The sequence below is a fragment of the Trinickia sp. EG282A genome, assembly GCF_040965455.1.
Taxonomy (GTDB): Bacteria; Pseudomonadota; Gammaproteobacteria; order Burkholderiales; family Burkholderiaceae; genus Trinickia; species Trinickia symbiotica.
Genome location: NZ_JBFRCC010000005.1, coordinates 301643 through 325563, shown reverse-complemented (window position 1 = coordinate 325563; position 23921 = coordinate 301643). Strand labels below are relative to the sequence as shown.

General features: G+C 62.4%; 26 protein-coding genes and 1 pseudogene. 13 read left to right on the top strand and 14 right to left on the bottom strand.

The genetic code is table 11. From position 1 onward, the window contains the following. Positions 1-144: 144 nt before the first annotated feature. The gene (locus tag AB4Y31_RS24405) at positions 145-714 is read right to left on the bottom strand and encodes a helix-turn-helix domain-containing protein (protein WP_107153414.1); all 570 of its coding nucleotides are present in this window, start codon (positions 712-714) and stop codon (positions 145-147) included. Positions 715-835: 121 nt separating this feature from the next. On the opposite strand from AB4Y31_RS24405, the gene AB4Y31_RS24400 reads away from it, so the two are divergent. Next, on the top strand, positions 836-1561 hold the full coding sequence (locus tag AB4Y31_RS24400; RefSeq protein WP_368676228.1) for an SDR family NAD(P)-dependent oxidoreductase: 726 nt from the start codon (positions 836-838) through the stop codon (positions 1559-1561). Between the two features lie 2 nt (positions 1562-1563). Next, complete coding sequence (locus tag AB4Y31_RS24395; RefSeq protein WP_368676227.1) at positions 1564-2679, top strand: S-adenosylmethionine:tRNA ribosyltransferase-isomerase; 1116 nt, start codon at positions 1564-1566, stop codon at positions 2677-2679. On the opposite strand, the gene AB4Y31_RS24390 is transcribed toward AB4Y31_RS24395, so the two are convergent. The 5 genes from AB4Y31_RS24390 to AB4Y31_RS24370 all read right to left on the bottom strand — a co-directional run bounded on the left by AB4Y31_RS24390 (position 2599) and on the right by AB4Y31_RS24370 (position 8454). Beyond that, entirely contained in the window at positions 2599-3486 is an 888-nt protein-coding gene (locus tag AB4Y31_RS24390) for an NAD(P)-dependent oxidoreductase (protein WP_368676226.1), read from the bottom strand. The genes AB4Y31_RS24395 and AB4Y31_RS24390 overlap by 81 nt on opposite strands. Positions 3487-3547: 61 nt before the next feature. Further along, positions 3548-5266 carry a SulP family inorganic anion transporter gene (locus AB4Y31_RS24385; protein ID WP_368676225.1) on the bottom strand — a complete coding sequence of 573 codons (1719 nt, stop codon included), beginning with the start codon at positions 5264-5266 and terminating at the stop codon, positions 3548-3550. A gap of 211 nt (positions 5267-5477) precedes the next feature. Next, positions 5478-6569 (bottom strand): LacI family DNA-binding transcriptional regulator, encoded by a 1092-nt coding sequence (locus tag AB4Y31_RS24380; RefSeq protein WP_368676224.1) that lies wholly within the window; start codon positions 6567-6569, stop codon positions 5478-5480. A gap of 295 nt (positions 6570-6864) precedes the next feature. Continuing rightward, positions 6865-7344 carry a carboxymuconolactone decarboxylase family protein gene (locus AB4Y31_RS24375; protein ID WP_368676223.1) on the bottom strand — a complete coding sequence of 160 codons (480 nt, stop codon included), beginning with the start codon at positions 7342-7344 and terminating at the stop codon, positions 6865-6867. 204 nt (positions 7345-7548) lie between these two features. Beyond that, complete coding sequence (locus tag AB4Y31_RS24370) at positions 7549-8454, bottom strand: LysR substrate-binding domain-containing protein (RefSeq protein ID WP_368676222.1); 906 nt, start codon at positions 8452-8454, stop codon at positions 7549-7551. 172 nt (positions 8455-8626) lie between these two features. Between AB4Y31_RS24370 and tam the strand changes: the two genes are divergently transcribed. Next, positions 8627-9406 carry a trans-aconitate 2-methyltransferase gene (tam, locus tag AB4Y31_RS24365; protein WP_368676221.1) on the top strand — a complete coding sequence of 260 codons (780 nt, stop codon included), beginning with the start codon at positions 8627-8629 and terminating at the stop codon, positions 9404-9406. Between the two features lie 42 nt (positions 9407-9448). Here tam and AB4Y31_RS24360 read toward each other — a convergent pair whose 3' ends face one another. Continuing rightward, positions 9449-9853 carry a VOC family protein gene (locus AB4Y31_RS24360; RefSeq protein ID WP_368676220.1) on the bottom strand — a complete coding sequence of 135 codons (405 nt, stop codon included), beginning with the start codon at positions 9851-9853 and terminating at the stop codon, positions 9449-9451. A 92-nt stretch (positions 9854-9945) separates the two neighbouring features. Here AB4Y31_RS24360 and AB4Y31_RS24355 point away from each other — a divergent pair, with 92 nt between their 5' ends. The 7 genes from AB4Y31_RS24355 to AB4Y31_RS24325 all read left to right on the top strand — a co-directional run bounded on the left by AB4Y31_RS24355 (position 9946) and on the right by AB4Y31_RS24325 (position 18729). Further along, positions 9946-11157 (top strand): MFS transporter, encoded by a 1212-nt coding sequence (locus AB4Y31_RS24355; RefSeq protein ID WP_368676219.1) that lies wholly within the window; start codon positions 9946-9948, stop codon positions 11155-11157. 263 nt (positions 11158-11420) lie between these two features. Continuing rightward, the gene (locus tag AB4Y31_RS24350) at positions 11421-12182 is read left to right on the top strand and encodes an enoyl-CoA hydratase/isomerase family protein (RefSeq protein WP_368676218.1); all 762 of its coding nucleotides are present in this window, start codon (positions 11421-11423) and stop codon (positions 12180-12182) included. Between the two features lie 55 nt (positions 12183-12237). After that, on the top strand, positions 12238-13299 hold the full coding sequence (locus AB4Y31_RS24345) for an ABC transporter substrate-binding protein (RefSeq protein WP_368676217.1): 1062 nt from the start codon (positions 12238-12240) through the stop codon (positions 13297-13299). A 19-nt stretch (positions 13300-13318) separates the two neighbouring features. Continuing rightward, complete coding sequence (locus AB4Y31_RS24340; RefSeq protein WP_368676216.1) at positions 13319-14395, top strand: ABC transporter ATP-binding protein; 1077 nt, start codon at positions 13319-13321, stop codon at positions 14393-14395. A 9-nt stretch (positions 14396-14404) separates the two neighbouring features. Next, a complete protein-coding gene (locus tag AB4Y31_RS24335) occupies positions 14405-16177 on the top strand; it encodes an ABC transporter permease subunit (protein WP_368676215.1) in 1773 nt (590 codons plus the stop codon). A 35-nt stretch (positions 16178-16212) separates the two neighbouring features. Beyond that, positions 16213-17748, top strand: a complete 1536-nt coding sequence (locus AB4Y31_RS24330) for an AMP-binding protein (protein WP_368676214.1) — start codon at positions 16213-16215, stop codon at positions 17746-17748. 123 nt (positions 17749-17871) lie between these two features. Then, positions 17872-18729, top strand: coding sequence for an IclR family transcriptional regulator (locus AB4Y31_RS24325; RefSeq protein WP_368676213.1), 858 nt, complete (start codon positions 17872-17874; stop codon positions 18727-18729). 98 nt (positions 18730-18827) lie between these two features. Here AB4Y31_RS24325 and AB4Y31_RS24320 read toward each other — a convergent pair whose 3' ends face one another. After that, positions 18828-19349 (bottom strand): SRPBCC family protein, encoded by a 522-nt coding sequence (locus AB4Y31_RS24320; RefSeq protein ID WP_368676212.1) that lies wholly within the window; start codon positions 19347-19349, stop codon positions 18828-18830. Between the two features lie 24 nt (positions 19350-19373). Between AB4Y31_RS24320 and AB4Y31_RS24315 the strand changes: the two genes are divergently transcribed. After that, positions 19374-19589 carry a DUF3820 family protein gene (locus tag AB4Y31_RS24315; protein WP_368676585.1) on the top strand — a complete coding sequence of 72 codons (216 nt, stop codon included), beginning with the start codon at positions 19374-19376 and terminating at the stop codon, positions 19587-19589. Positions 19590-19595: 6 nt separating this feature from the next. Here AB4Y31_RS24315 and AB4Y31_RS24310 read toward each other — a convergent pair whose 3' ends face one another. Continuing rightward, entirely contained in the window at positions 19596-19988 is a 393-nt protein-coding gene (locus AB4Y31_RS24310) for a hypothetical protein (RefSeq protein WP_368676211.1), read from the bottom strand. Between the two features lie 165 nt (positions 19989-20153). Then, on the bottom strand, positions 20154-20522 hold the full coding sequence (locus tag AB4Y31_RS24305; protein WP_368676584.1) for an antibiotic biosynthesis monooxygenase: 369 nt from the start codon (positions 20520-20522) through the stop codon (positions 20154-20156). A 99-nt stretch (positions 20523-20621) separates the two neighbouring features. Between AB4Y31_RS24305 and AB4Y31_RS24300 the strand changes: the two genes are divergently transcribed. Next, entirely contained in the window at positions 20622-21098 is a 477-nt protein-coding gene (locus AB4Y31_RS24300; protein ID WP_368676210.1) for a MarR family winged helix-turn-helix transcriptional regulator, read from the top strand. Between the two features lie 5 nt (positions 21099-21103). On the opposite strand, the pseudogene AB4Y31_RS24295 reads toward AB4Y31_RS24300, so the two are convergent. Beyond that, positions 21104-21193 (bottom strand): annotated as a pseudogene (locus AB4Y31_RS24295) (DUF2269 family protein); the annotation flags it as partial. Positions 21194-21732: 539 nt separating this feature from the next. Further along, positions 21733-21888, bottom strand: coding sequence for a hypothetical protein (locus tag AB4Y31_RS24290; protein ID WP_368676209.1), 156 nt, complete (start codon positions 21886-21888; stop codon positions 21733-21735). Positions 21889-22328: 440 nt separating this feature from the next. Between AB4Y31_RS24290 and AB4Y31_RS24285 the strand changes: the two genes are divergently transcribed. Then, entirely contained in the window at positions 22329-23021 is a 693-nt protein-coding gene (locus AB4Y31_RS24285) for an alpha/beta family hydrolase (protein WP_368676208.1), read from the top strand. Between the two features lie 133 nt (positions 23022-23154). Here AB4Y31_RS24285 and AB4Y31_RS24280 read toward each other — a convergent pair whose 3' ends face one another. After that, a complete protein-coding gene (locus AB4Y31_RS24280) occupies positions 23155-23397 on the bottom strand; it encodes a hypothetical protein (protein ID WP_368676207.1) in 243 nt (80 codons plus the stop codon). Next, complete coding sequence (locus tag AB4Y31_RS24275; RefSeq protein ID WP_368676206.1) at positions 23390-23725, bottom strand: helix-turn-helix domain-containing protein; 336 nt, start codon at positions 23723-23725, stop codon at positions 23390-23392. The genes AB4Y31_RS24280 and AB4Y31_RS24275 overlap by 8 nt, the downstream gene beginning before the upstream one ends. Positions 23726-23921: the final 196 nt, after the last annotated feature.

The following is a 23921-nucleotide window of genomic DNA, read 5'->3' as shown; positions in this document are numbered from 1 at the left end:
CCCCTACTCGGCATCGATGGCCGGAAGGGAACAAAAAGGGTCGGAAGCCGATAAATGATCGGCGCTCAGCCGACCTGCGCAGACGACATTTTGCTTCAGGTGCGCCTTCTGAGCCCAGTTGCGCTCATTGGCGATCGATTGGCGCTACACGCCGGCCTTGGCCAGGATGACGATCGAAATGCCCAGCGCCGCCTGCTCCGCATCCTCGTTGCGATAGGAGTGCGCGACATGGCCGGGGAACGCGAGCACGTCCCCGGCTACGAGCGAGTGCCGTTCACCCGCGACGAACACGGTCACCGTGCCCGACAAGCAGGTGAAATATTCGCGCGTGCCAGGAAGATGTGGCGTACCGCGCATCGACGCACCAGGCGCGAACGCCATCGTATCGAGTATGCCGTCCGGCACGGGCTCTGGCACGAGCGGCCGGACCGTCAGGCCGGTGCCGCGATTCGATGCCGGCACTTCGCTGGCCGCCCATTTGCGCACCTTCGCGCGCGGCGATGCCAGTAACTCGTCTATCGGCGCCGCAAGCGCCCCCGCGACCTTCATCAGTACGGCGAGCGATGGATTGCCCTCGCCCGACTCCAGGTTCGCTATCGTCGATCGAGGCAACCCTGAAACTTTCGCGAGGGCGTCCTGCGTCAGCGAACGCGCATGTCGCAAGGCCACGAGATTGCGGGCGAGATGGTGAGCAGCCTGTTCTACTTCGTCCATCGTATCGAGTTTCCGACAAAGTTTTGGACATCACGCTGGAGCGCGTACGGCAGTGTGGCCATTATCGGTCATACGGAAACCGCCGGTTATGCACCGGCAGAACCTGGACGAGGAGAACATCATGGATCAACCGTTCAGCCTTGAAGGCATACGCGCCGCGATCACCGGGGGCACCTCCGGACTCGGCCTTGCCCTGGTCGATGAGCTTCTAGCGCGCGGCGCGCGAGTGGCCTTCATCGCGCGGGACGCCGGGCGCGTCGCATCCGTGGCTGGCGAGCGCCCGTACGCGACGGGCTTCGCGGCCGACGTCTCGCGCAAAGACGACATCTATCCGCTCGCGATGCAAATCACCGGCGTGCTCGGCGGCGTCGATGTACTCGTGAACAATGCTTCGTCGCTGGGTCCCGTGCCGCTCGCGTTGCTCGGCGATACCGATTGCGAGGACCTCGAAGCGGCGATTGCCACAAATCTGCTTGGACCATTCCGTCTGACCAAGGCGCTTTTAGGCGCTCTCGCCGCCGCAGCGCGCGAGCGAGGCGGCGCAATGGTGCTGAATGTATCGAGCGACGCGGCCGTCGAGCCGTACCCGACTTGGGGCGCCTATGGCGCGACGAAGGCCGCGCTTCGCCACATGAGCCGCATCTGGGACGAGGAACTGCGTGCCGACCGCATTCGCGTGCTTTCGCTCGATCCCGGCGATATGAATACGCCGTTCCACGCACTTGCGGTGCCTGACGCGGACATCGCGACGCTCAAGCGCCCAGCCGACGCGGCGCGCGAATTTTCCGACGCGATCGCATCGACGCTCGACGAAATGCGTCATCTGCCAGTCAGAGGAGAAATGTGAGCATGGAAGCGGCAACGACACCGGTCCAGCGACCGAAGAATGCACGACTACTGGTCGTCGATCGCTGGGGGAAGATCGAGCATCGGGCTCGTAGTGCGATGGTGGGTCTGCTGCGCCGCGGCGATTGCGTGATCGCCAATGATGCCGCAACGCTGCCCGCGAGCCTGTCCGGCGTCCTCGAACGCACGGGCGCGTGCGTCGAATTGCGGCTCGCCGGCCGTTCTTCGCTCGAACCCGACGACGTTCGAGACTTTCGTTGCGTCGTTTTCGGCGACGGCGACTTTCGCACGCCGACCGAAGCTCGCGCGGCCCCGCCTGCGTTGACACTCGGCGAGCGTATCGTATTCGGAGCGCTAATCGCTACCGTCGTCCGACTCCTCGACCATCCGCGTTTGGTCGAGATCCGATTCGAAGGCGAGCCCGTACGGATCTGGCACGAACTCGCAGTGCATGGCAAGCCAATTCAGTACTCCTACATGGTCGATCCGCTTGCGATGTGGGATGTCTGGACGCCCATCGCCGCACACCCCGTCGCGTTCGAACCTCCATCGGCGGGATTTGCCCTCGACTGGCATCTGTTGCACGCATTGCGTGAGAAGGGGGTGGCATTCGCAACGTTGACGCATGCGGCGGGATTGTCAACGACAGGCGATCCGGCGCTCGATGCAAAGTTGCCGTTCGACGAGTGCTACAGGATCCCCGCGGCGACTGCAGCGTTGGTCGAAGCCACACGCAAGCGCCGTGGGCGCATCGTCGCCATCGGGACCACTGTCGTGCGCGCGCTGGAAGCCGCGGCAAGTGCCGACGGCACGGTACAAGCAGGCGACGGTATCGCGCGTCAACACATTGGTCCGCGAACGGAGCTCAAGGTCGTCGATGCAATCGTGACAGGCACACATGAACCCGATTCCAGCCACTACGCGCTGCTCGGAGCGTTCACCGATGAGCTGACGCTGCAACGCGCGGAGGCCGCACTCGAGGCGTCGCAGTATCGGACGCATGAGTTCGGCGATTCAATGTGGGTCGAGCGCCACTGCTCACGCCGATCCACGCCTTGCATCGCTTCGCGCCTCGATGGCACGCACGACCGCCGCCATATCCTCGTTGCCGTACCCTAGCGACACGCTTTCCGAATACAGCTGGAAACAGACATCCAGCAGCGGCGATGCAAGATTTGCGTTGCGCGCGGCCTCAGTCGCCAGCCGATTGTTCTTCAGCACGTCGACGATCGATGCCTGGACCTCGAAATTTTCGTTCACGAGCTTGTCGACCTTCACGCGCGATATGCTGCTCGCCATTTGACCCGCGTCGAGCACGGCCTGGAACTGCTTCATGTCGAGCCCGAAACGTCGCGCGAGATGCGCGGCCTCGGCAAGCGAAGTCACCATCGGAATCAGAAAGCTATTGACCGACAGCTTCATCAAGAGCGCGGACGGCACGGCTCCACAAACGACCGTTTCATGACACATCGGCTTCAGCAGCGGCCGAACTTCCTCGACAGCCGCCGGGTCGCCCGCCATCATCGCCACGAGCTGCCCCGCCTCGGCCGGCTTGCGCGAGCCCGAGACCGGTGCTTCGACATAGCGGCCGCCCGCCGCGCGAACATCGGCCTCGAGCCCGCGCGAATAGTCGGCCGACGTCGTGCCCATATGCACGATCGTATGGCCCGCGACGTTCGCGGCGAATGCATCGGTGCCGCGGCCGAGCACCGCGTCCAACGCGGTATCGGTTGCCATCATCGCGATCACGATGCGAGCCTCCCGGCAAACTTCCGCGACGCTCTCGGCAACCTGCGCACCCGCTTCGCGCAATGCGTCGCCTCGCTCCGGCGTGCGATTCCAGACGATGAGCTCAGTACCGGCGCGCGCGAGGTTGAGCGCCATTGGCTGGCCCATGACACCGAGGCCGATGAACCCGATCTTCATAAGCGTCTCCCGTGTGTCTCACACCTTACCGCGGCTTGCGACCGGGGCGGCCGAAATCGCGCTATAGACCGCCATTCACATGAGCAGGCGGCTCGACCCCTACAACGGCAAGCGCCTCGTGGAGCGTTTCGAAAATGTTCGATGTGCCCACGATCGTGGTTACGCCGTGCCGGTCCATATCCGAACGCAAGTAACTGTTGACTCGCCCGAAAATCACGCGGATGTTGCGCGCGCGCAGATCTTGTATGAAGTCGATCAATGTACGCGCCGCGGAGTAGTCGAGGTCGGTGATGGCGCCGGCATCGACGACGAAACAGTGCAACTCCTCGTTCGCCGCTTCGATGAGCCCGGCGACTTCCGAGCAAAAAAAGTGATCGTTAGCATAAAACAGATCCGCGCCGAACCGGTAGACGATGAGGCCCGGCGCGGTGACGACGCCAAGCCTTGCGGGCACGGGAACCCACCGTCCGCTCGGCGCGACGGGCGCCAGTACCATCGTGTGCGGATGATAGCTGTGCCGCACGTGCCGCATCATCGATAAGGCAACGGCGAGCAGAATGCCATGCTCGACCCCTACCAGCACGACGGCGGCGGCCGTCGCCAAAGCCAGCGCGAATTCGCCGGGGCTTTCCCCTCGAATCGCTTTCAGCGCCCGAACGTTGATGAGTCCCAGCGCGATCGTGAAAACGATGCCCGCCAGCACGCAACGCGGCAGATATTGGAGAAACGAGCTAAAAAAAAGCAGCACGATGACGACGACAACCGCGAACGCGAGTTGCCCAATTTGGCTGCGCGTGCCCGCGCGCTCGGCCATGGCCGTTTGCGTCGGACTGCCGTTGACGACGAAAGTCCCGCTGAGCGCGGCCGCCGCATTGGCCGCGGCGAGCCCGAGGATGTCAGCGTTCGCGTCGACCTCCTCGTGGTGCGCCTGCGCGAACACCCGGGCGGCTGCGGCGCTCTGCGCGATGATCATCACGAAGCACGACGCGGCGACCGGCACGAGATCGAGAAACTGCTGCCATGTCACGACGGGAAAACGCAGCGGCGGCAGCCCGCCCGCAACCGGACCGAGTACCGATATGCCGTGACCGGCGAAATCGAAAACCTTGCTGGCCGCTATGCTGCCCACCACGGCGATGAGCGACAAGGGCACACTCGGCAAAAAGCGCTTTCCGCCGAGGATGGCGACGACGACGAGCGCAGTGAGCGCAACGGTCGGCGGATTGACCTGCATAAGATGGCCGGCGACATAGACGAGTTGCGCAAAGCTTCGCGATGAAGGAATCGGCACGGTCATGCCGAACATATCGCCGAACATGGCGATCGATACTTGCACGCCCACGCCGGCGAGAAAGCCGATGAGCACGGTGCGGGAAAGAAAATCGGCAAGAAAGCCGAGCTTGAAAATGCGGGCAAGGAGCAACAGCGCCGCCGTCAGCAGCGCGACCGCGCTCGCGAGCGTGATGTACTCGGCAGTCCCCATCGGCGCCATCGACGAAACGCGGCTCGCGAGGATCGTGGCGGTCGCCGAGTCGGCCGCCACCACGAGATGGCGCGACGCGCCGAAGAAGGCGAATGCGACGAGCGGAAGAAAGACCGTGTAGAGCCCCGTCACCGCAGGCATGCCGGCAATGCGGGCATAGCCGAGAACCTGTGGAATATCCATTGACGCGAGTGATATTCCGGCGAGCGCGTCGCGTAACGCCGCGGCGCGGTTGATCGGGAAAACGCCTTTTAGAAGACTGAAACCCGCGGATGAATTTCCGTTCGATTTGGGCATGCGCTAACCGTGACTTGATTTAAACGATCCGCGCATCGTGCCCCGAATAGGTCAGCTATGACAAGGCCCTGCCTGGCGCCTCGATCAGCCGGTGCACCCAACGTCGGTCTGCTGCGGGAAAACGACCATCACGGCGTTCAAGGACGGCTCGAATTTCCGGATCTGCACGCAAAAGTGGAACGTTACAGCGCCGGTTCTTTCGATACCCCTCTCATGCGCGCTCGGCCGGCACCGAGGAAACCGGCGCTGATTCCGATGTGGATGCCGTGTCGGGGCTGCTCGGCTCACGTGCGACGCCGGTGCTTTCACGCAGGCGAAGGTCCGCGCGCATGCGCAGATGCACGATTTCGGAAGTCTCGCCGTCCAACTGCTTATGCAGCAGATTCCAGATCGCTCGGCCGACCGCCTCCACCGGTTGATGGATGGAGCTGATACCCGGGCGCAGCACCGACATCCAAGGCGCGTCGTCGAACGAGAGCAGCGAAACGTCGTCGGGCAGGCGCAGCTCGGCATCGCGGATCGCGCGCAGGGCGCCCAGCGTTGCGACGCTCGCACCCGTGAACACGGCTGTCGGCCGCTCGCGCTCGGATAAAAGGCTTAGTGTCGCGGCGTAGCTCTCCGCGTCGGTCATGCCGCAAACGACCACGCGTGCGAACCGCTCGAGGCCGGCCCGCCGCATCGCATCGAGGTATCCGTCGACGCGCTCGCGGCTGTTGACGATATCGAGCGCATTGACGATGAACGCGATGCGCCTGTGGCCGAGCGCAATGAGGTGCCGAGTGCCGTCGACCGCTGCCCGCCGGCTGTCCGTCGTCACTGTATTGGCGGGAAAAGTGTTGTCCACGCGGTCCGCCATGACGAGCGGGACGTCGCATTCGCGCAGTTCGTCGATGGCGTGCTGGTATCCATGGCATGGAATCAGAATCATGCCGGCGACCTGGCGCGACAACACGAAGCGGATTCGCTCCACTTCGCGCTCCGGGTCTTCCTGCGCATGCGCGAGGAGGAGCCGGTAGCCGGCCTTCTCAGCATGGTCTTCGAGCGCGCAGACCAGCTCGATGAAAAACGAGTTCGTGAGATCGGGCACGACGAGGCCGATGGATGTCGGCCGGTTGCTGCGCAATTCTGCCGCAAGCGCGTTGCGCCGATAGCCGAGCCGCCGCGCAGCTTCCCATACGAGCCTGCGACGCGCCTCGCTGACGTTGGCGGCGCCGGCAAGAACCTTCGAAGCCGTGCCGAGCGAAACGCCTGCGGCAATCGCCACGTCCTTCAACGTGCTCGTCGTCTTTTTGCGTTCGTCCACGTCGCGCTTCGCCGAATCTTTAGGGGCGGAAATGAAACGTTTCACAGCTTAAGTATCCGGATTCCGCGGCTCAAGTAAGGATTTATACGGAGACGCTGACATGGACCGCCACAGCACATCTCGCTGGCTTTGACCTGGAAGGGCCGCCGGACAACTCGATAAGGCTCTGTCCGGCGGTGTCGGTCATTACTGGCCTGTCGCGGATCTGGCTACCGATCGCGCACTCAGAAGGCGGTTGGGGGATCGAGACGGAATTGTCTAAAGCCCGCACGCGCGGGCCGACGATCCCGAACATTCAAGCGAGGTTCGCTTTGTCCAGGCCGTACGCCTTGTCGGACGAACCCGGCACGACTCTGAACGCGATGCTCGCGCGGTTCCATCCGTTGATCATCATTACCGCGAATGTCAGGTCGGACAGCTCTTTTTCCGAGAACTCGGTCCGCACGTGCTCGTAGACGTCGTCGGGCACGCCATGCTCGGGAAGCTTCGTCAGCACTTCCGTCCACGTGAGCGCGGCGCGTTCGCGTGCCGAGAAGAGGGTCGATTCGCGCCAGATCGCGACATGGTGCAGACGCAACTCACGTTCACCGTGAATACGCGCTTCTTTGACGTGCATGTCGACGCAAAAGGCGCAGCCATTGATCTGCGATGCGCGCAGCGAGACAAGGTCGAGGATCGATTCTTCGACTGCGCTTTCCTTCAACTGGTTGTTGACCTCCAGAAACTTCCTGAAGAGTTCCGGCGATTGCTTAACGTAGTTGATACGCTGCGTCATGATTTCTCCTGGCGACGATGAGCAAACATCCGCCACGTTGGCGGACTCACTTGGCGGCAGTGCGCCGCCTGCATGAACTCATCATAGGAGGACGCGGCGACGTGCGGTAGACATGCGAACGGACTCACGGTGTTGCACTTCGGGCACCAATCGGTGACTTGAGTCGCGCAAGCACCGGAAAAGCGCTTATGTAGGCCGCTCGGCTTACGCTCCATCGCCTTGACGGTCGCTATTGCCGCGAATCATCTCGTAGAGCGCCTCCGCCGCGGGCGACAGATGCGCGGCCTTACGTTTCACGAGCACGAGCGTTCGCGAGATGATCGGATGCGTAAGCTCCACGACGCGGACCGTAGGATAGGCGCCCTTCTGAATCGCGAGCCGGGGCACGATGGCCGCCCCTACGCCTTCGGCGACGAGACCGACCGCCGTCGAGCTGCGCTGCACCTCATAGAACGACCGCAACGCTACCTGGCTTGCCTCGAGCGCTACGTCGAGCAACGCGCGGTTGCCGCTTACTTCGCCCGCGAAGATCAACGGATACGCTTGTAATTGCCGCCAACCGATGCGTCGACGCTCGGCCAGAGGATGGTCTTCCCGACAAATCAACACGAACCGATCGACCGTCAACGGAAGACTTGTAAGCTCGGGGTAATGTTCGCCGCCAATGTTGATGCCGAACTCGACTTCGCGCCGCAACACCGCTTGGGCGACGGCCGACGAAGCATGGTCGAGAATCCGGATGCGATTGTGCGGATGACGCGCCGAGTACGCTTGCAGGATGCGCGGCAAATACTGAATGCCCACCGTCGGCACGCACGCGATGGAAACGTCGCCGCGCCGAGCGACACCCGTCTCGCGGATTTCGGCGAGCGCGTCCGAGAGCTCGGCGAGTAAGCGCCGCGCTTGGGGCAGAAAATTGCGGCCGATTTCCGTTAGCGCCAACGAGCGGGTCGTACGCTCGATCAGCGTGACCCCGAGAAAGTCCTCGAGCTTGCGCAAGCGCTGAGTGATCGCTGTCTGTGTGACATGGAGCGCGTCCGCCGCGCCCTGAAAGCTGCCTTCATCGGCAATGGCGACGAACGCCTGCACGCCAAGGGTGTCGATTTTCATCGGCTTACACTCATCAGAAAAATCAATCAATGTCAGTTATAAATTCATTTTACTCGGTGCGCCCGCGCATACAGAATCGGTCCATCGTCGACGAAGCCAATATCGCGGCGATAGAAGTAGCGCGCCCTCGCGGGGCGTTCGATTCGGATCAATGAATGAGGAGGCACGAAGCGTGGAAACCAAGACCGATTGGAGTGCACGGCAATACATGCTGTTCGAGAAGGAGCGTACGCGGCCGGTGAAGGACCTGCTGGCCACCGTACCGATGGAGCAGATTCGCGTCGCGATCGATATCGGCTGCGGGCCCGGCAACTCGACGGAAGTGCTGCGCGAGCTCGCGCCGGCGGCGACGATCAGCGGAATCGACAGCTCACCCGATATGATCGATGCGGCTCGCAAGCGCCTGCCGGACCTGAGCTTCGCTGTTGCCGATATTGCGACGTGGGAGGACACCGGGCCATACGACCTGATCCTTGCGAATGCCGTGCTGCAGTGGGTGCCTAGCCACGAAACGCTGCTTCCCAAACTGCTCGGCAAACTCGCCGCGGGCGGCACGTTGGCCTTCCAGGTGCCCGACAATCTTGACGAGCCGACGCACCGCCTGATGCGGGAAGTCGCGGCGTCGGGTCCGTGGGCGGCGAAGCTCGAAGACGTGCGACTCGGCATTCGGCATACGGCGCAGTGGTATTACGCGTTGTTGAAGCCGCTTGGTGTCCGCGTCGATGCCTGGCGAACTATCTACTATCATCCGCTCGCGGGTGGCGCCGACGCCGTAGTCGAATGGCTCAAGGGCACAGGACTACGCCCTTTTCTTTCGCCACTCGATCAAACCGAGCAGGCCGGGTTCCTTGCGCGCTATCGCGACGCGATCGCCGAGGCGTATCCCGCCTTCAACGACGGCAGCGTTTTACTGCCGTTTCCACGGTTATTCATCGTTGCAACGCGCGTATGAGGCCCGCGATTATCGAATAGCCATTCCGGTTGATGGCGCGATCTAGCTCGCTATCTCGTCGTAGCCGGCTCCGAGGAACTGGATGAAGCAAAAGCCATGACCGAACGGGTCGGCCATTAAAGTCAGCCTGCCCCAATTTTGCGTGGAGATCGCGTTCTCGATCCGGGCACCCGCTTCAACAGCGCGCTTGACGGCCGACTCGATGTCATCGACGACCCAGTCCAAATGGACGGGTGTCCAATGGCGGTCATATCTGCGAGCGTCGAACGCCGTACTCGAGGATGGCGTCCCGGCTTCTTTGACGAGCAGGTAGATCGGCGCGGAACTGCCGATCAGTTCGACACCGCCATCACCGAAACGACGGCCGACTTCGAGACTGAATGCTGTGCTGTAAAAGCGAATCGCTTTGCTCAGGTCGTCCACGTCGATATTGATCAAGACGTTCATCGTTTAGCCCCGTTTGGCGCTGACCGGCCCTGCCCCTGCGGAACGCAGATTGCTCGCTTCGTCCGACGATACGCGAATCCAAGGAGAAGCCTATGCTTCAGGCTTTGCGGCGGCAAGCGACGCTCGAACAACGCCCATCGCTCATCGTAAGCGCCGCCGTGCTCGGCGTGCTTTATGCAGGCAGTCCGTTAGTCACGCCACTTTATCCGCTGTATCAGCGTAGTTTCGGCCTTTCCGAGCTGACGATCACGCTCGTCTATGCCTCCTACGTGATCGGCAACCTTAGCGCGCTGTTCGTTTTCGGCCGGGTGTCCGACGGGGCTGGCCGGCGGCCCGTCAGTCTCGCCGTGCTCGCCGTGGCGATCGTCAGCACGCTGCTCTTCCTGTTCGCCACGCACCCCGCGTGGCTTTTTGTCGCCCGCGCGGCGAGCGGCCTTGCCATCGGAGTGGGCGCCGCCACGGCAACGGCATGGATCGCGGAACTCCACCCGGCGGCCGACAAAGCGGCCGCAAGCCGCCTGGCCGCGGCGGTCAATCTCGCCGGCCTCGCTGGCGGCGCAGTGGTCGCGGGCTTGCTTGCGCAATTCGTTCCGTGGCCGCTGCGCACGGTGTTCGTCGTCTATCTAGCGGTGCTCATCGCCACCGCGGTGCTGACTGCGTTGTCGCGCGAAACCGTCGAGCAACGAGTTCATTCGGCCGCCGAACTTTCGATCGAGCCGCGCATCGGCGTTCCGCCGGAGCTGCGCACGGCGTTCATCGCCCCCGCCGTAACGGCATTCGCGACTTTCGCGTTGCTCGGGTTCTACGCCGCTCTTTTGCCGAATCTGCTCGGAGACAGCATGCATATGCATAGCCCCGCACTCAGTGGGGCGATCGTCGCCGAGCTTTTCGCCGCGAGCGCGATCACGGTCATCGTGACACCGATGCTCGCGGCGCATGTCGCCATGTTCGCGGGCTTGTGGCTGCTTCCCCCAAGCCTCGCGCTCTTGCTATGGGCACAGATCGCCGGCTCGGTTGCGCTGCTGGTCGTCGCAACCGTGCTCTGCGGGATTTCGACCGCGCTCGGCTTTCGCGGAAGCCTGCAGGAAGCCAACCGAATGGCGCCCGCCGAGCGGCGTGCCGAATTGTTGTCGGCGTACCTGCTCTGTTGCTATACGGGCAATTCGCTGCCGGCTGTCGGCGTCGCCTTGCTCTCACGCAGCGTCGGGCATCTTTGGGCCAACGTTACGTTCGCCGCCGTATCGGTAGTGCTCGCGTTCATCGCTCTGGCAGTCGGTGCCCGCCACGTCCACCGGACGATGTGACGGGTCCTGAACGCGGGCCGGCCCGCGCGCGGCAATCCGGCTAGTCGCGAGACCGCCACAACAGGACATCGCCCTCCCCACGCCGGCTTCCTCGCACCCGCGATTCATCCCGCGATGCGACGTTCCGCGGCACCTCAACGCCCCCGCAGTTGCGGTCGACGCCATTTGCCCGTCACGTAAACCCGTACCCCATTCCGCTTGCCACCACCGTTTCGAAGGCATATATTGGAATGCACCATTCAACTATTTCCATGCAATAACTCATGAGCGACGACATCCTGCTGTCGAATCACGGCCGCGTTGCGGTGATCACATTGAACCGTCCCGACCGCCTCAATGCGTGGACCACGCCTATGCGTGAACGGATCATCGAAGCGCTTCATCGCTTCGATGGCGATGAAGAGGTCCGGGCAATCGTCATGACGGGCGCCGGCGATCGCGCGTTCTCGGCCGGCCAGGACCTGGCCGAAGCGCATGACTTCGATGGCGAGCGTGCAGTGGCCTGGGTACGCGAGTGGGAGCGCTATTACGATGCATTGCGCAGCCTGAGCAAGCCGCTCGTGATGGCACTGAACGGCACGGCGGCGGGATCCGCGTTCCAGGTCGCGCTGCTGGGCGACATTCGAGTGGGCCACCCGGGCGTGCGCATGGGACAGCCCGAGATCAACGCGGGCATCGCGAGCACGACGGGCCCGTGGATCATGAACGCGATGCTCGGCATGTCGCGCACGATCGAGTTGACACTGACGGGTCGACTGATGGAAGCGTCCGAATGTGAGCGCATCGGCCTGATCCATCACCTGGTACCCGCCGATCAAGTGTTCACCAAGGCGCTCGAAATCGCCAACGAGCTGGCTGCGAAGCCGCCAGTGGCGATGCGACTGGACAAGCAACGCTTCCGAGAAATGACCGAAGCCGGCTTTCGCGATTGCATCGCAGCCGGTCAGCGCATTCAAAGGGAAGCCTATGACTCCGGTGAGCCGGCACGCATGATGGAAGAGTTTTTCCGTCGCCGCGCCAAGTAGGTGCAGGTGCAACGAACGCTTGCATTCCTTTCGATAATCAGGCGGGAGACCGAAGATGACGCATGAATTCAATCCGACACGCCGCCGCGTCTTGCAGCGGGCGGGAGCATTGGCCGCCGCGGCCGCATTGCCCCGCTGGGCTGGCGCGGAATCGAAGCAGATCGTCGTATCGGATCCCGGAGGCCCCTATACGACCGCGTATAGAGCGGCTTTCTACGATCCTTTCGAGAAGGCCACCGGCATCAAGGTCGTCAGCGTGGCGCGCGAATCGCAACCCGTCGCGCAGTTCGCGGCGATGGTGCAGACGAAGAACTTCATCTGGGACGTGACCACGTTGACGTTGTCGCAAGACATCCCCTATCTCGAGTCGAAAGGATTCCTGGAGCCGATCGGGCTCAAGGCGTCCGATTTTCCCGCGCTGATGCCCGAGGCAGTCACGCCGGATTGGCTGGGCGTCGACGTCTATTCGACGGTGCTCGCTTACCGGACCGACAAGTTCGCTCAGAGCGGTCCGCAATCGTGGGCAGACTTCTGGGACGTCAAGCGCTTCCCTGGGCGCCGCTCTTTGCGACGCAACCCCATCGATACCCTCGAGCAGGCGCTGCTCGCGGACGGTGTGTCGCTCGACAAGCTCTATCCGCTCGACGTAGATCGCGCGTTCAAAAGCCTGGACCGTATCAAACCTCACGTGAACCTGTGGTGGACATCGGGCGCGCAGGCGATGCAGGCGATCCAGAGCGGCGAAGTCGACATGATGTCGACGTGGAACGGCCGCGCGCAAGCCGCGATCGATGCCGGAGCACCGGTCAAGATTGTCTGGAATCAGGGGCTTTATTCAATCGAGGGATGGGCCATTCCGAAAGGAACGCCGCACGCTGAATACGCCAAGCAGTTCGTGCGCTTTTGCGCCAACGCGAAAGATCAGGCGACGCTCACGCAAACGCTCGCGTACGGACCAACAAACCGCGATTCGTTCGCCAGCATACCGCCGGCACGCGCGGCGATGCTGCCAACCGCACCGGCCAACGTGCGCGATATGCGCCTGCCGAGCCCGCAATGGTGGGCCGACAACCGGGCGCGGGTGACGGAGCGCTTCAACAGCTGGATCATCGGTTGAAGGCGCGGAGGAGTCGAGGATGATTGCGAAAGTCCAGACCATCGGTATCGCAAAGCGCTACGGCGGCACGACCGCTTTGGAGCCGACGGAGCTCAGCGTTCAGGCCGGCGAGTTTCTCACGCTGCTGGGCCCGTCCGGCTCGGGCAAGACCACGATGCTGCAAATGATCAGCGGGCTTATCGAACCGACCGAAGGGCGCATCGAGATCGACGGCCGCGACGTCACGAACGTCGCTCCGGGTAAGCGAGACATCGGTCTGGTGTTTCAGAGCTATGCGCTCTTTCCGCACATGACGGTCTGGGACAACGTCGCTTACGGGCTCAGAATGCGCCGTATGCCGCGACGCGACCTGCGCGTCGCTGTCGACGCGGCCCTGACGATGGTTCGCATGAACGAGTATGCGAGGCGTTATCCGCGTGAACTGTCGGGCGGTCAGCAACAGCGCGTCGCGCTCGCGCGTTGCTTCGCCTATCGCCCGTCCGTCATCTTGCTCGACGAGCCGCTCGGAGCGCTCGACAAGAAACTGCGCGAGCACATGCAAGGCGAGATACGGCGGCTGCACCAGGAGCTGGGGGCGACGTTCATCTACGTCACGCACGATCAGGACGAAGCGCTCACGTTGTCGGACAGGATCTGCCTCATGAACCAGGCGCGTGTCGAGCAGATCGGAACGCCGGCCGATCTGTACGATCGACCCGCGACGCGTTTCGTTGCCGGTTTCATCGGTCACTCGAACCTGCTCGATGGCACTTTCGAGGCCGAGACCGACATCGGCACTGCCGCAACGTCCGCCGCGCTGCGGCTTGCCGCCGGCGGCCGTGCGCCGCTGCCGCACGATGCATATGCGGCGATGAGCGGCACGCGCGGTTGTCTGCTCGTGCGGCCGGAGACAATACGGCTCGTCGACCCCGATGCCGGGTTCGCGGCCGGTGTCATCTCCGACATCGTCTTCTTCGGCAGCGATACGCGCGTGCAATTGACGATGAACGACGGCTCGCTCTTCAGCGTTCGATGCGCGCGCAGCGAGAAGCCGCGCATCGGCGAGCGCGTCGGATTACTGTGGGATCCGCAGCGTACGACGCTGCTCGATGCGTAGGTGCGAGAAATGACAACGCTCTCCTACGCGTCCCGCGTGAGCGGGAAGGAACGTCCCCGCCGTTCGTTGATTGCGCGCGCGCTGCGCTTCTGGCCCATCGTCCCGGCACTGGTGTTCCTCGCGGTCTTTTTTCTCGTGCCGGTAGGCGAGATTCTGCAGGGCGGACTCTTCGATGCGAATGGCCGGTTCGGACTCGCCCAGTTCGGGCGGATCGCGGAAACGCCGGTCTACGCGAAGGTCCTCTGGACGACATTCTCGATCGCCCTGACGACGGCGGTGCTATCGGTGATGCTCGGCTATCCGGTCGCTTATCTGCTGAGCCGGATGCCTGGACGATCGCGCGAACGATGGTTGCTCTGGATCGTGCTTCCGTTCTGGACCAGCTATCTCGTGAAGACTTACGCATGGATGCTCCTGCTCTCGCGCACGGGCGTCCTCGCCACCCTCGGCAACTCGCTCGGGCTCGGCTCGCATCCTGGCGTCGCGGTTCCTTCGCTGACGGGCGTATTGATCGGCATGGTCCATGCGATGCTGCCGCTCGCGGTCATGACGATGCTGCCCGTCATGCGCGGCATCGATACGCGTTACGCACAGGCGGCCGAGACGCTCGGCGCCGATCGCGGCGTGAGCTTCCTGACGGTGTTCGTGCCGTTGTCGGCTCCCGGCGTCGCGGCCGCGGGATTGCTCGTGTTCATCACCAGCCTCGGCTTCTTTATCGTGCCCGCGTTGCTCGGCACCCCGGCGCAGACGATGATCGCGCAGCTCGTGATCTCGTCCGTGCTCGAAACGTTCGACATGCGATTCGCCGGAGCGCTCTCGACTGTACTGCTCCTTTGTTCGATCGTCATCTTCTTCGCGTATGACCGTATCGTCGGCCTTTCGTCTTTGACAGGCGAAATCGCCGAGCGCGCTCGCGGCTCGCTCCTGCGCAGCTGGGCATTCGGTGCGCTGTTCACGATTGGGCGGCTGATTCCGCAGCGAAAGCGAGGTAAGGCATCCGGCATACGAGGGCCGCGCTTCGGCGCGCTGCACGCCTACACGCTCCTGGTGCTCGCGGCTCTCGTCGCACCCGTGCTGTCTGTCATCCCCTATGCGTTCACGCGGGCGGACTACATCGCCTTTCCGCCGCGGCTTTTCAGCGTGCGCTGGTTCTCGACATTTGCGGCGTCCCCCGTCTGGCGCAGCGCGGTCTTGCGTTCGTTCGAGGTCGGAATCGGCACCGCCGTGCTGTCCCTCGCGCTCGGCTTCGGTGCGACGCTGGCGCTGACCAAAATGCGGCAGCGCGCGAGCAAGCCGCTCTTCGCATTGCTCGTCGCGCCGCTGATCGTGCCGCGCATCGTGATCGCGATCGGACTCCTCTACCTGCTTGCGCGTCTCGGACTGACGGGCACAAACGCGGGGCTGATCGTGGGACACACAGTGCTTGCCATTCCCTACGTCGTGGTAACGCTGGCGGCCGGCCTCCGGCAGTTCGACTGGCGCCTCGACGATGCCGCACGCGTCATGGGGGCATCGGCGCCACAGCGAGTCGCAACCATTCTCATCCCGCTCATTGCACCGAGCGTGACCGCCGCCCTGTTGTTTGCATTCCTGGTCTCTTTCGACGATCTGACCATCGCGATTTTCGTGAGCGGCGGCATCAACACGACATTGCCCAAGCAGATGTGGGACGACATCCAGCTCGCCGTCACGCCGACGCTCGCCGCCGTCTCGACGACGCTCGTCGCGCTGATTGCGCTGATCGTCTGGGTTTCGTCATTCCTGAAGCGCGAGCCGCGCTGAACGACATCGACATCGACTAGCAGTAACAAATCCTCATGCACGCCTACCCCGACTGGTTCCCACAACGTCATCCCGAAGACAAGCTCGACTGTGCGCCGCTGATCGTGAGAAGCCTCGTCAACGCGCAAGCTGGCCCGCGTCTTTTCATCGAAGGCGTGCCCGTCAGCGGCGGCGAGAGCGCGCAGCGCATTGCGCAGCTTCGTCGCTGGCTTTACGACATGGGCCTGCAAGCGGGCGACCATGTTGCAGTGATGTGCGGCAATCACGTCGATCATATCCATCTCATCTATGCATTGATCGTCAGCGGGATCGTCTGGGTCCCGGTCAACACACGACTGCGCGGTGCGGGACTCGCCTATCTGATCGAGCATTCGAGGCCAGCGCTACTCGTCGCGGACGAGGAATTCGCCGGCGCCGTCGATGCGGCAGGCCTACGCGGCATACGCCGCGAACGGCTGCCTTCATTCCACGCGTCGGACGAAGACATTACGCTCGATGCACCCTACCTCGAACCCGATCACACGCTATGCATCATTTATACATCGGGAACGACCGGTGCACCGAAGGGCGTCGTATTCACACACAGGATGATGCGCATTGCCGGCGAGGCCGTGCTACAGGTCGCCGACGTGCGCGGCGGCGACCGCCTGCTGCTGTGGGAGCCGTTGTGTCACATCGGCGGCGCGCAGATATTGCTGCTGCCTTTTCTCGAAGACATCGAGCTTCACGTGGTGCCACGCTTTTCGGCGTCGCGGTTCTGGGACGACGTCGCGCGTGCGCGCGCAACCCACTTGCATTACCTCGGCGGCGTGCTCGACATTCTGATGCAGCTGCCCGAGGAGGCGCAGCCGCGCAACCATACGCTGCGTGTTGCGTGGGGCGCCGGCGTTGGCGCAACGAACTGGCGCGCCATCGAAGAGCGGCTGCACGTGCGACTGCGCGAGTGCTATGGAATGACGGAATGCTCGAGCTTCGCGACACTCAACCGCACGGACAAGCCCGGTTCGATCGGCCGACCTTTGCCGTGGCTCGACGTCGACCTGCTCGACGACCACGGCAACCCCGTAGCGCCGGGTGAGCCGGGCGAAATCGTATTGACGAGCCGCGTCGAAGGTGCGTTGCTGCCCTGCTATCTCGACAACGAGGAAGCCACGCGCTCCGCTTTGCGAGAAGGCCGGCTGCATACAGGAGATTGGGCGCGGCGCGATGGCGAAGGCGATCTGTTTTTCGTTGGGCGCCGTACCGATAGCATGCGGGTGCGCGGCGAAAACGTGTCTGCTTGGGAAATCGAACGCATCTTCGCGTCGCACCCGGCAATCCGCGCAAGCGCCGCGATCGGCGTGCCGTCACCGATCGGAGAACAGGATATTCTGCTCAACGTCCAGTTCAAGGACCAACCCGTCGACTGGCCCTCTCTTCATGCATGGGCCCGCAAGCAGCTCGCGAGCTATCAGCTGCCGCGCTATTACCGCGCCATCGCGCAGTTCGATATGACACCGAGCGAGCGAGTGAGGAAACACATGCTGTCGCGCGATCTGCGCGACGTCTGGGATTCGGGAACACTCAAATAGCGCTGGAGGCTGCGCTTTTACCGCTGAGGGAAGAACCGGCCCATGGTCGCAACGACGCATCCGATAGATGGATCGACTTATTGATTGCGATAATGTGCGTATTTCAAGCTTTTCAGGACGAACGTGGCTACCGCTTCCAACAAAGACCCATCAAGAAGGAAGGCAGCGAAGGGACAGCCGGCGCAGGTTGCCGCCGATCCCAACTCATCGCCGCTCTTCGTGCAGTCCGTCGAGAAGGCGATGTCCGTATTGACCGCATTCGACGGCAGCAAGCGGCAACTCTCGTTGTCCGAAATCGCCGCGTTGACTGGCTTCGATATGAGCGCCACGCAGCGCTTCACGTACACGCTCGCCGTGCTCGGCTACCTGCGCAAGGATCCCGATAGCCGCAAGTACGAGCTCTCGCCGAAGTTACTCGATTTCACCTACCACTATCTGACGTCGAACGAGCTCGTCAGCCGGGCGACGCCGTACCTGCAGCAACTCGGCGCGGAAACGGAGGAAGCCACCAATCTGACCGTGCTCGACGATACGGATATTGTCTTTGTCCTGCGCATCGTGAGCCGAAACGTGTTCAACGCGCATGTGATCACGGGCTCCCGGTTGCCGGCGTACTGCACGGCACCGGGCCTGGCGATGCTTGCAACGTTCAATGACGGCGAAATAGATGACATCCTTTCGCGCTCGCATCTCATCCCCCATACCTCGTCCACGGTGTACGAACCGCAGCGGATCAAAAAGCGGATCGTGCAGATTCGCAAACAAGGCTACGCGCATGCGGAGGACGAGTACTTCGTCAGCGACATCTCGACCGCTGCAGCGATCGTCAATGCCCATGGCCGTGCAATTGGTGCGGTGAATATCGCCGTCGCTCGGCCGAGGTGGGATGCGACGCGGGACGAGAAGCGCTTTGCGGATCTCGTGATTTCGACGGCGTCGGCAATCTCGTCGAGGCGGGTGTCCGCGCAGGTGGTGCCGTGAGGTTCGATATAAGGATGGGTTTCGTAGCCGATCGGATTTCCTGAGGCTAAATCGTACCTGCTCAGGTAAGAGTGATGTGACGAGCCCCAACTGGCGGATCACTGGGCTTCGAGCAATTCCTTAAGTCTCTTCAAGTCGCGCATGACCCATTCCGCGTCGGCCGCAAACTTTTCGTCAGTCATCCCTGGGACGCGGAAAAGCGTGAATTGCACATCGGTGCCCGTGCCATTCGAAATCACGCGCATTGGTACATAGATCTCGGTGCCATCGGGCAGTTCGACGTAGTGATCCAGCACACCGTATGCATTGCGTCCGGTGAAGCGAATCTTCACCAGGCCACTCTCTCCTTCGAATCGCCACACGGATCCATCGTTGCCGACAGGTTTGCCGAGGCCCGATGCCCATTGTGCGAAGGAGGCAGGCCGCGACGTGAAGTCGTACACGTCTTGCTGGCTTCGTTCGATCGATACACAGATTGTTTTCGATTCAGCCATTGGCATGTAGTGAGACTCCCAGGTTGGATATCGAGCGACGGACTTAGTGTTACCCACCACAGATTGTCGACGATTCAAGGCTCGACGTCGAATGGCTCCTTTTTTGTGGCTGAGTGCCGCCCACATAGGAAAGCCGTGCACAATACCGCTATGCGAATCCCCGACCTTGAACGCCTTGTCACCCTCAGTATGCCCTTCGGCAAATATAAAGGCCGAATCATCGCTGACCTCCCCGGGTATTACCTCAATTGGCTGGCGCGTGAAGGGTTCCCGCGGGGCGAGCTGGGGCGGTTGCTCGCGCTGATGCACGAAATGGATCATAACGGCCTGAGGGGCTTGCTGGAGCCGCTGCGCAAACGCGGATAGCGCCGATCACGTGGCATTGACACCGTTGGCGTGCACGCAAGATCGGATCTCCGAGACGCTGTCTCGGACATTGCCACCGAATAACGGAACCGTCATCCAATCTGGAAAGTTACCGATCAGTTTCGACACGTCACCGCTCCGCTGCAGGCGTTGATATGCAGGCAGGGTCTTGTAGGCTGCCTCGCATTCGCTGTAAACGCTCGCCAGTTCGAAGTCGTCGCTTGCCCAGATAAAGTTGCAATAATCCGCGCCGACGATCTCTCGCACCGCGCCGAGGATCGAAGGCACGACCGTCGTACTTTCAAGACCGAGCGAACATAAGTGCCGGACATAGGCAGCAAGCCGCGGCGCACGCAAGATGCTGCGGCGGAACCCGCTACTGTAGCGAACCGCCGCCATGTCGCCGTTGACGCTTTTTCAAGCATCCACTCGCCAACGCGACACCGACGAAGACGAGGCTGTTGAGCAGCCCGAGCGCACCTCCCAGCCGATGCGCCGGCACAAGTAGGCGTGCCTAATTGCAGAACTTCGCGTTGGCCACGGCCATCCGGTTACCGGCTCGGGTTATGCAACACAGACGCCTGGTACCGCCACCTTCTGGAACAAGTGCGGCGACGCGATCGCCGATGACGGATAAGAGGAGAGCTTCGCTCTGAATTCTGGATGGTTGAATGCAGCGCGGAACTGCTCGGTCGACTCCCAGACAGCGTAGTTAAGGTAAGTCGGGCTTTCGCCGATGGCGCGGTGAAGCTGCGTCGAGATGAAACCGGGCTGCTGTTTCATGAATGCTGCATCGTCCTGCCACACGTCGAGGAAGGTCTGCTCGTCGGCTTTATCGAGCGTAAATACGTTCACGAGCACGACCGGCTTGGCGTCGAGCGCAATTTGACGTTCAATCGGAAAGGCCGGGTCCAACGGGCGCATATGTGGCATGATAACCTCTATACAAAACGGTTGTATGATGTCAAATCGAAACGATGGTTGATACTCGCGTATTGACATGATGATGTCAATACCAATATATGGTGACGGATGCGCAAGACGAGACGAACGCCTGCGGGCGAGACCCTGACCAGTTTCCTCACTGACCTGTTCAGGTTGAACAGTTTGCTTTTAACTTCGGGCGACCGGCTGGTTGCGCCACTTGGTCTTACGAGCGCTCGCTGGCAGATCCTCGGTGCAATCGTTAGCGCCGGGCGCTCACAGCCCGTGGCGTGGCTCGCCAGGGACTTGGGTAGTAACCGCCAAAACGTGCAACGGATCGTCAATGACCTCGAAAAGGAAGGGCTCGTTGCATTTGAGGCCAACCCGCATCACCGCCGGGCGCAGCTTGTTGTTCTAACCGACAGAGGAAGGCAGACCTTCGACGCGGCCATGAGGCTGCAGGCGCCCTGGGTCAATAGCCTTTCGGACGGCATCCAGCCTATGGACCTGGAGGCAACCCGCCGCGTCGTGATCGCACTGCGAAATAAACTGCAGGGAAATGACGAACTTGAACAGCGAGATTGACCGTGGAAGAGATAGAACGCTGTTCCAAAGCCTGTGCCGACAAGCAGCACCGAGGAAATGATATGTATCGCCTTGATGGTGAAATAGACGCTCATCGGCGCGCCTCCTCGCTAATCAGAATAACCAGAATGGCCAAGATCGGCAGGTTCTTGAGAATCGCGCCGAACGGGAATGCAACGTCGCCGCAGCCCAGTTTCCGGAAGCTTCAACGGCAGCTTCTGGCCGGTGAGCTTGCCCTTGTCCACGGCACGCACGAGTCGGCGAGAGCAGGACGCGTTTTCATGACGATCTCCTTTCAATCGAAGGGGATCTAGTGTGCCCGCCAGCCAGCGGTCGCTGAACGACCCCATTGCTGCCATCCGCCGTCGGCAATATTGTGTCCGCTTTTGCTGGGAAACCTGCCAGCCGTTCGATATGGGACAGTCGTGTTGACGATGACTATGACGCGTCTGGTATAGGCTGTTTCGGGCGGGTATTCATTCGTAACGCGCTCAGCGCCACGGCCTCCGAATTGATTTTGGAGATCGCGCGAAGCAGCTGGCACTGCCTGCCAGCAGTGCGCGTGGTGCCGCGGGACGGGTGGCGACTGGCGGAGAGCGCCGAGGACGACGACGCCTGTCTTTGACGGCGGGGATCAGCCGTTCAGTTGCGACTCGACGTTGAGGATGATCTGTGCGACCGGGTTGTTGTCTGCGGACTGGGGCGCGAACTTGATCTGGGCGAACGTGACAACAGCGAAAGCAACGACGACGAGGGCGGCAGATGCGGCGATGCGGGGAATGTATTTCACAGGGACTTCCTTTCGAGGTGTAGGCAGAAACTGGCGAAGCCGACCGGGGGCCGAATACTTCGGCGCCATGGCTGTCGACAGCCGGCAAGGCCGCACACGGGGTGCGATCGCGCCTGGCGATCTGGACCGCACTGCAAAAAGAGGGGCGACCCAAACCCTGCCACTATAAAGGTTTTACCCGGGTGTGCAGTGCGACACCAAGTCGCCAGTGGCTGCTTAATTCTTGAGCAGCGCTTCGTGATTGAAGGTCTATGTAGGCCGTAAGCACCGGGGCGGCACTGGACACATCGCGACTGCGGCGCCGTTCACAACGGGCGCGCGCTCCATGGATCGGCTGGCAAGCTCCGCCTGCGCAATGCCTTGCCGGACGCCGCCACAAACGCTCCCGATGCCTCATTGATAAATCGGCGCAATGGCCACAACGACACGACCTGAATACGATGGACGACCCAGAATCGCTTTCCCTGGCGCTGCCCGACGGCACTAAGGTCTCTGCGCTCCTCCGAGTGCCGGAGGACGCGCGAGCCCTGTATGTCTTCGCGCACGGTGCCGGGGCGGGCATGCAGCACGCCGGCATGTCGTCATTGGCCGACGCGCTTGCGGCGACCAATGTCGCCACATTGCGCTACCAGTTTCCGTACATGGAGCGGGGCTCCAAGCGGGTGGACTCGCCGGCCGTGGCACACGCTGCCGTGCAGGCAGCCGTCGCAGAGGCCCGCCGGCGGCTGCCTGCCCTGCCGCTCTTCGCGGGCGGCAGGTCGTTCGGCGGCCGCATGACGTCCCAGACCCAAGCCATCTCCCCGCTCGACGGCGTGCGTGGCCTCGCTTTCGTCGCGTTCCCGCTGCACCCGGCGGGCGCGCCCGGCGTGGAGCGGGCACGGCACCTGGCGGACGTCACGGTGCCGATGCTCTTCCTGCAGGGCACGCGCGACAAGCTGGCCGAGCTTCACCTGCTGAGGTCGGTCGTCGAGACGCTGGGGCCACGCGCCACGCTGCATGTGGTGGACGACGCAGATCATTCGTTCCACGTGCGCGCGTCTTCCGGCCGGACCGACGCGGAGGTCGTGCTCGAACTGGCACGGACGATGTCAGCGTGGTTTTTCGCCGAAGGAAAGTTCGTGCCTGTTACCTGAGCAAGCGCAGGAATGCTTGTAGCAGAGTCGGGACGGCGAGCCGGCGAATTCGCAGTGCTGCACTCGCCCGCTCAATCCCTTCGCTATCCGCAGATGGTCTGTCGCATAGCCACGCTAAGCGACGCCTGTCGCGTCAGCGACATTTTCCCAGTGCCGAGTGAGTGAATTTGCCAGATCCGCTTGCGGTGATCCGCCCCGGAAATCGGGCGAGACAGTTTTGTTGTTCACGGCTAATCGAAAAGCGCTCGTCGTCGGCCAGCCAGGTCTCGTCACATTCGAACGTGACCGTCTCTTCTCGACGTGAGGCATGGCGCCTGAGCAGCCCCACGGGTCTCGGCGAACCGTCGAGATCGATATGCACCTCGACATCAGCCATGATCACCCGCTCCTCTGCCACGCGGCAGCCGGACACGTTTAGGCAACGCCGCGGCAGCCAACGACTGCCCCACCGTATCGTGGGCAGCGTCGGCAACGTCCTGAAGTCCGCCTAGAAGGCCAAGCGCCAGCAGCACCGCTGCATAGATGCCCATGCTCACTCCCGGATCTCCAGCCTCAACGCGCTGCAAAGTCGCTCTCGATGTGAAAGCTCGATCGGCCACCACCGCCATGGTCAACCGGCGGCGACGACGCGCATCGTGAATATCGGCACCCAATTTTCGCAGCGCCCGCCGGACACCGGCAGAAGGGGCGTGAGGGGTTGGCATTTTGTCACCTTCGTGAGCCGCTACGCCATTTAATGTAACACGAAGATAACATCGCTATCCAGTTCCCGAACCGACTGGACAATAGATCGCTGCCAGCAGCGAGGCCGCATCGATCTTTCGAGCTCTAGGAAGTCACGGGTACGCCGATGCCATTCGCTCCCGCCCGTAGCGCAAGCAGTGCTATGCAAGGGCGGCA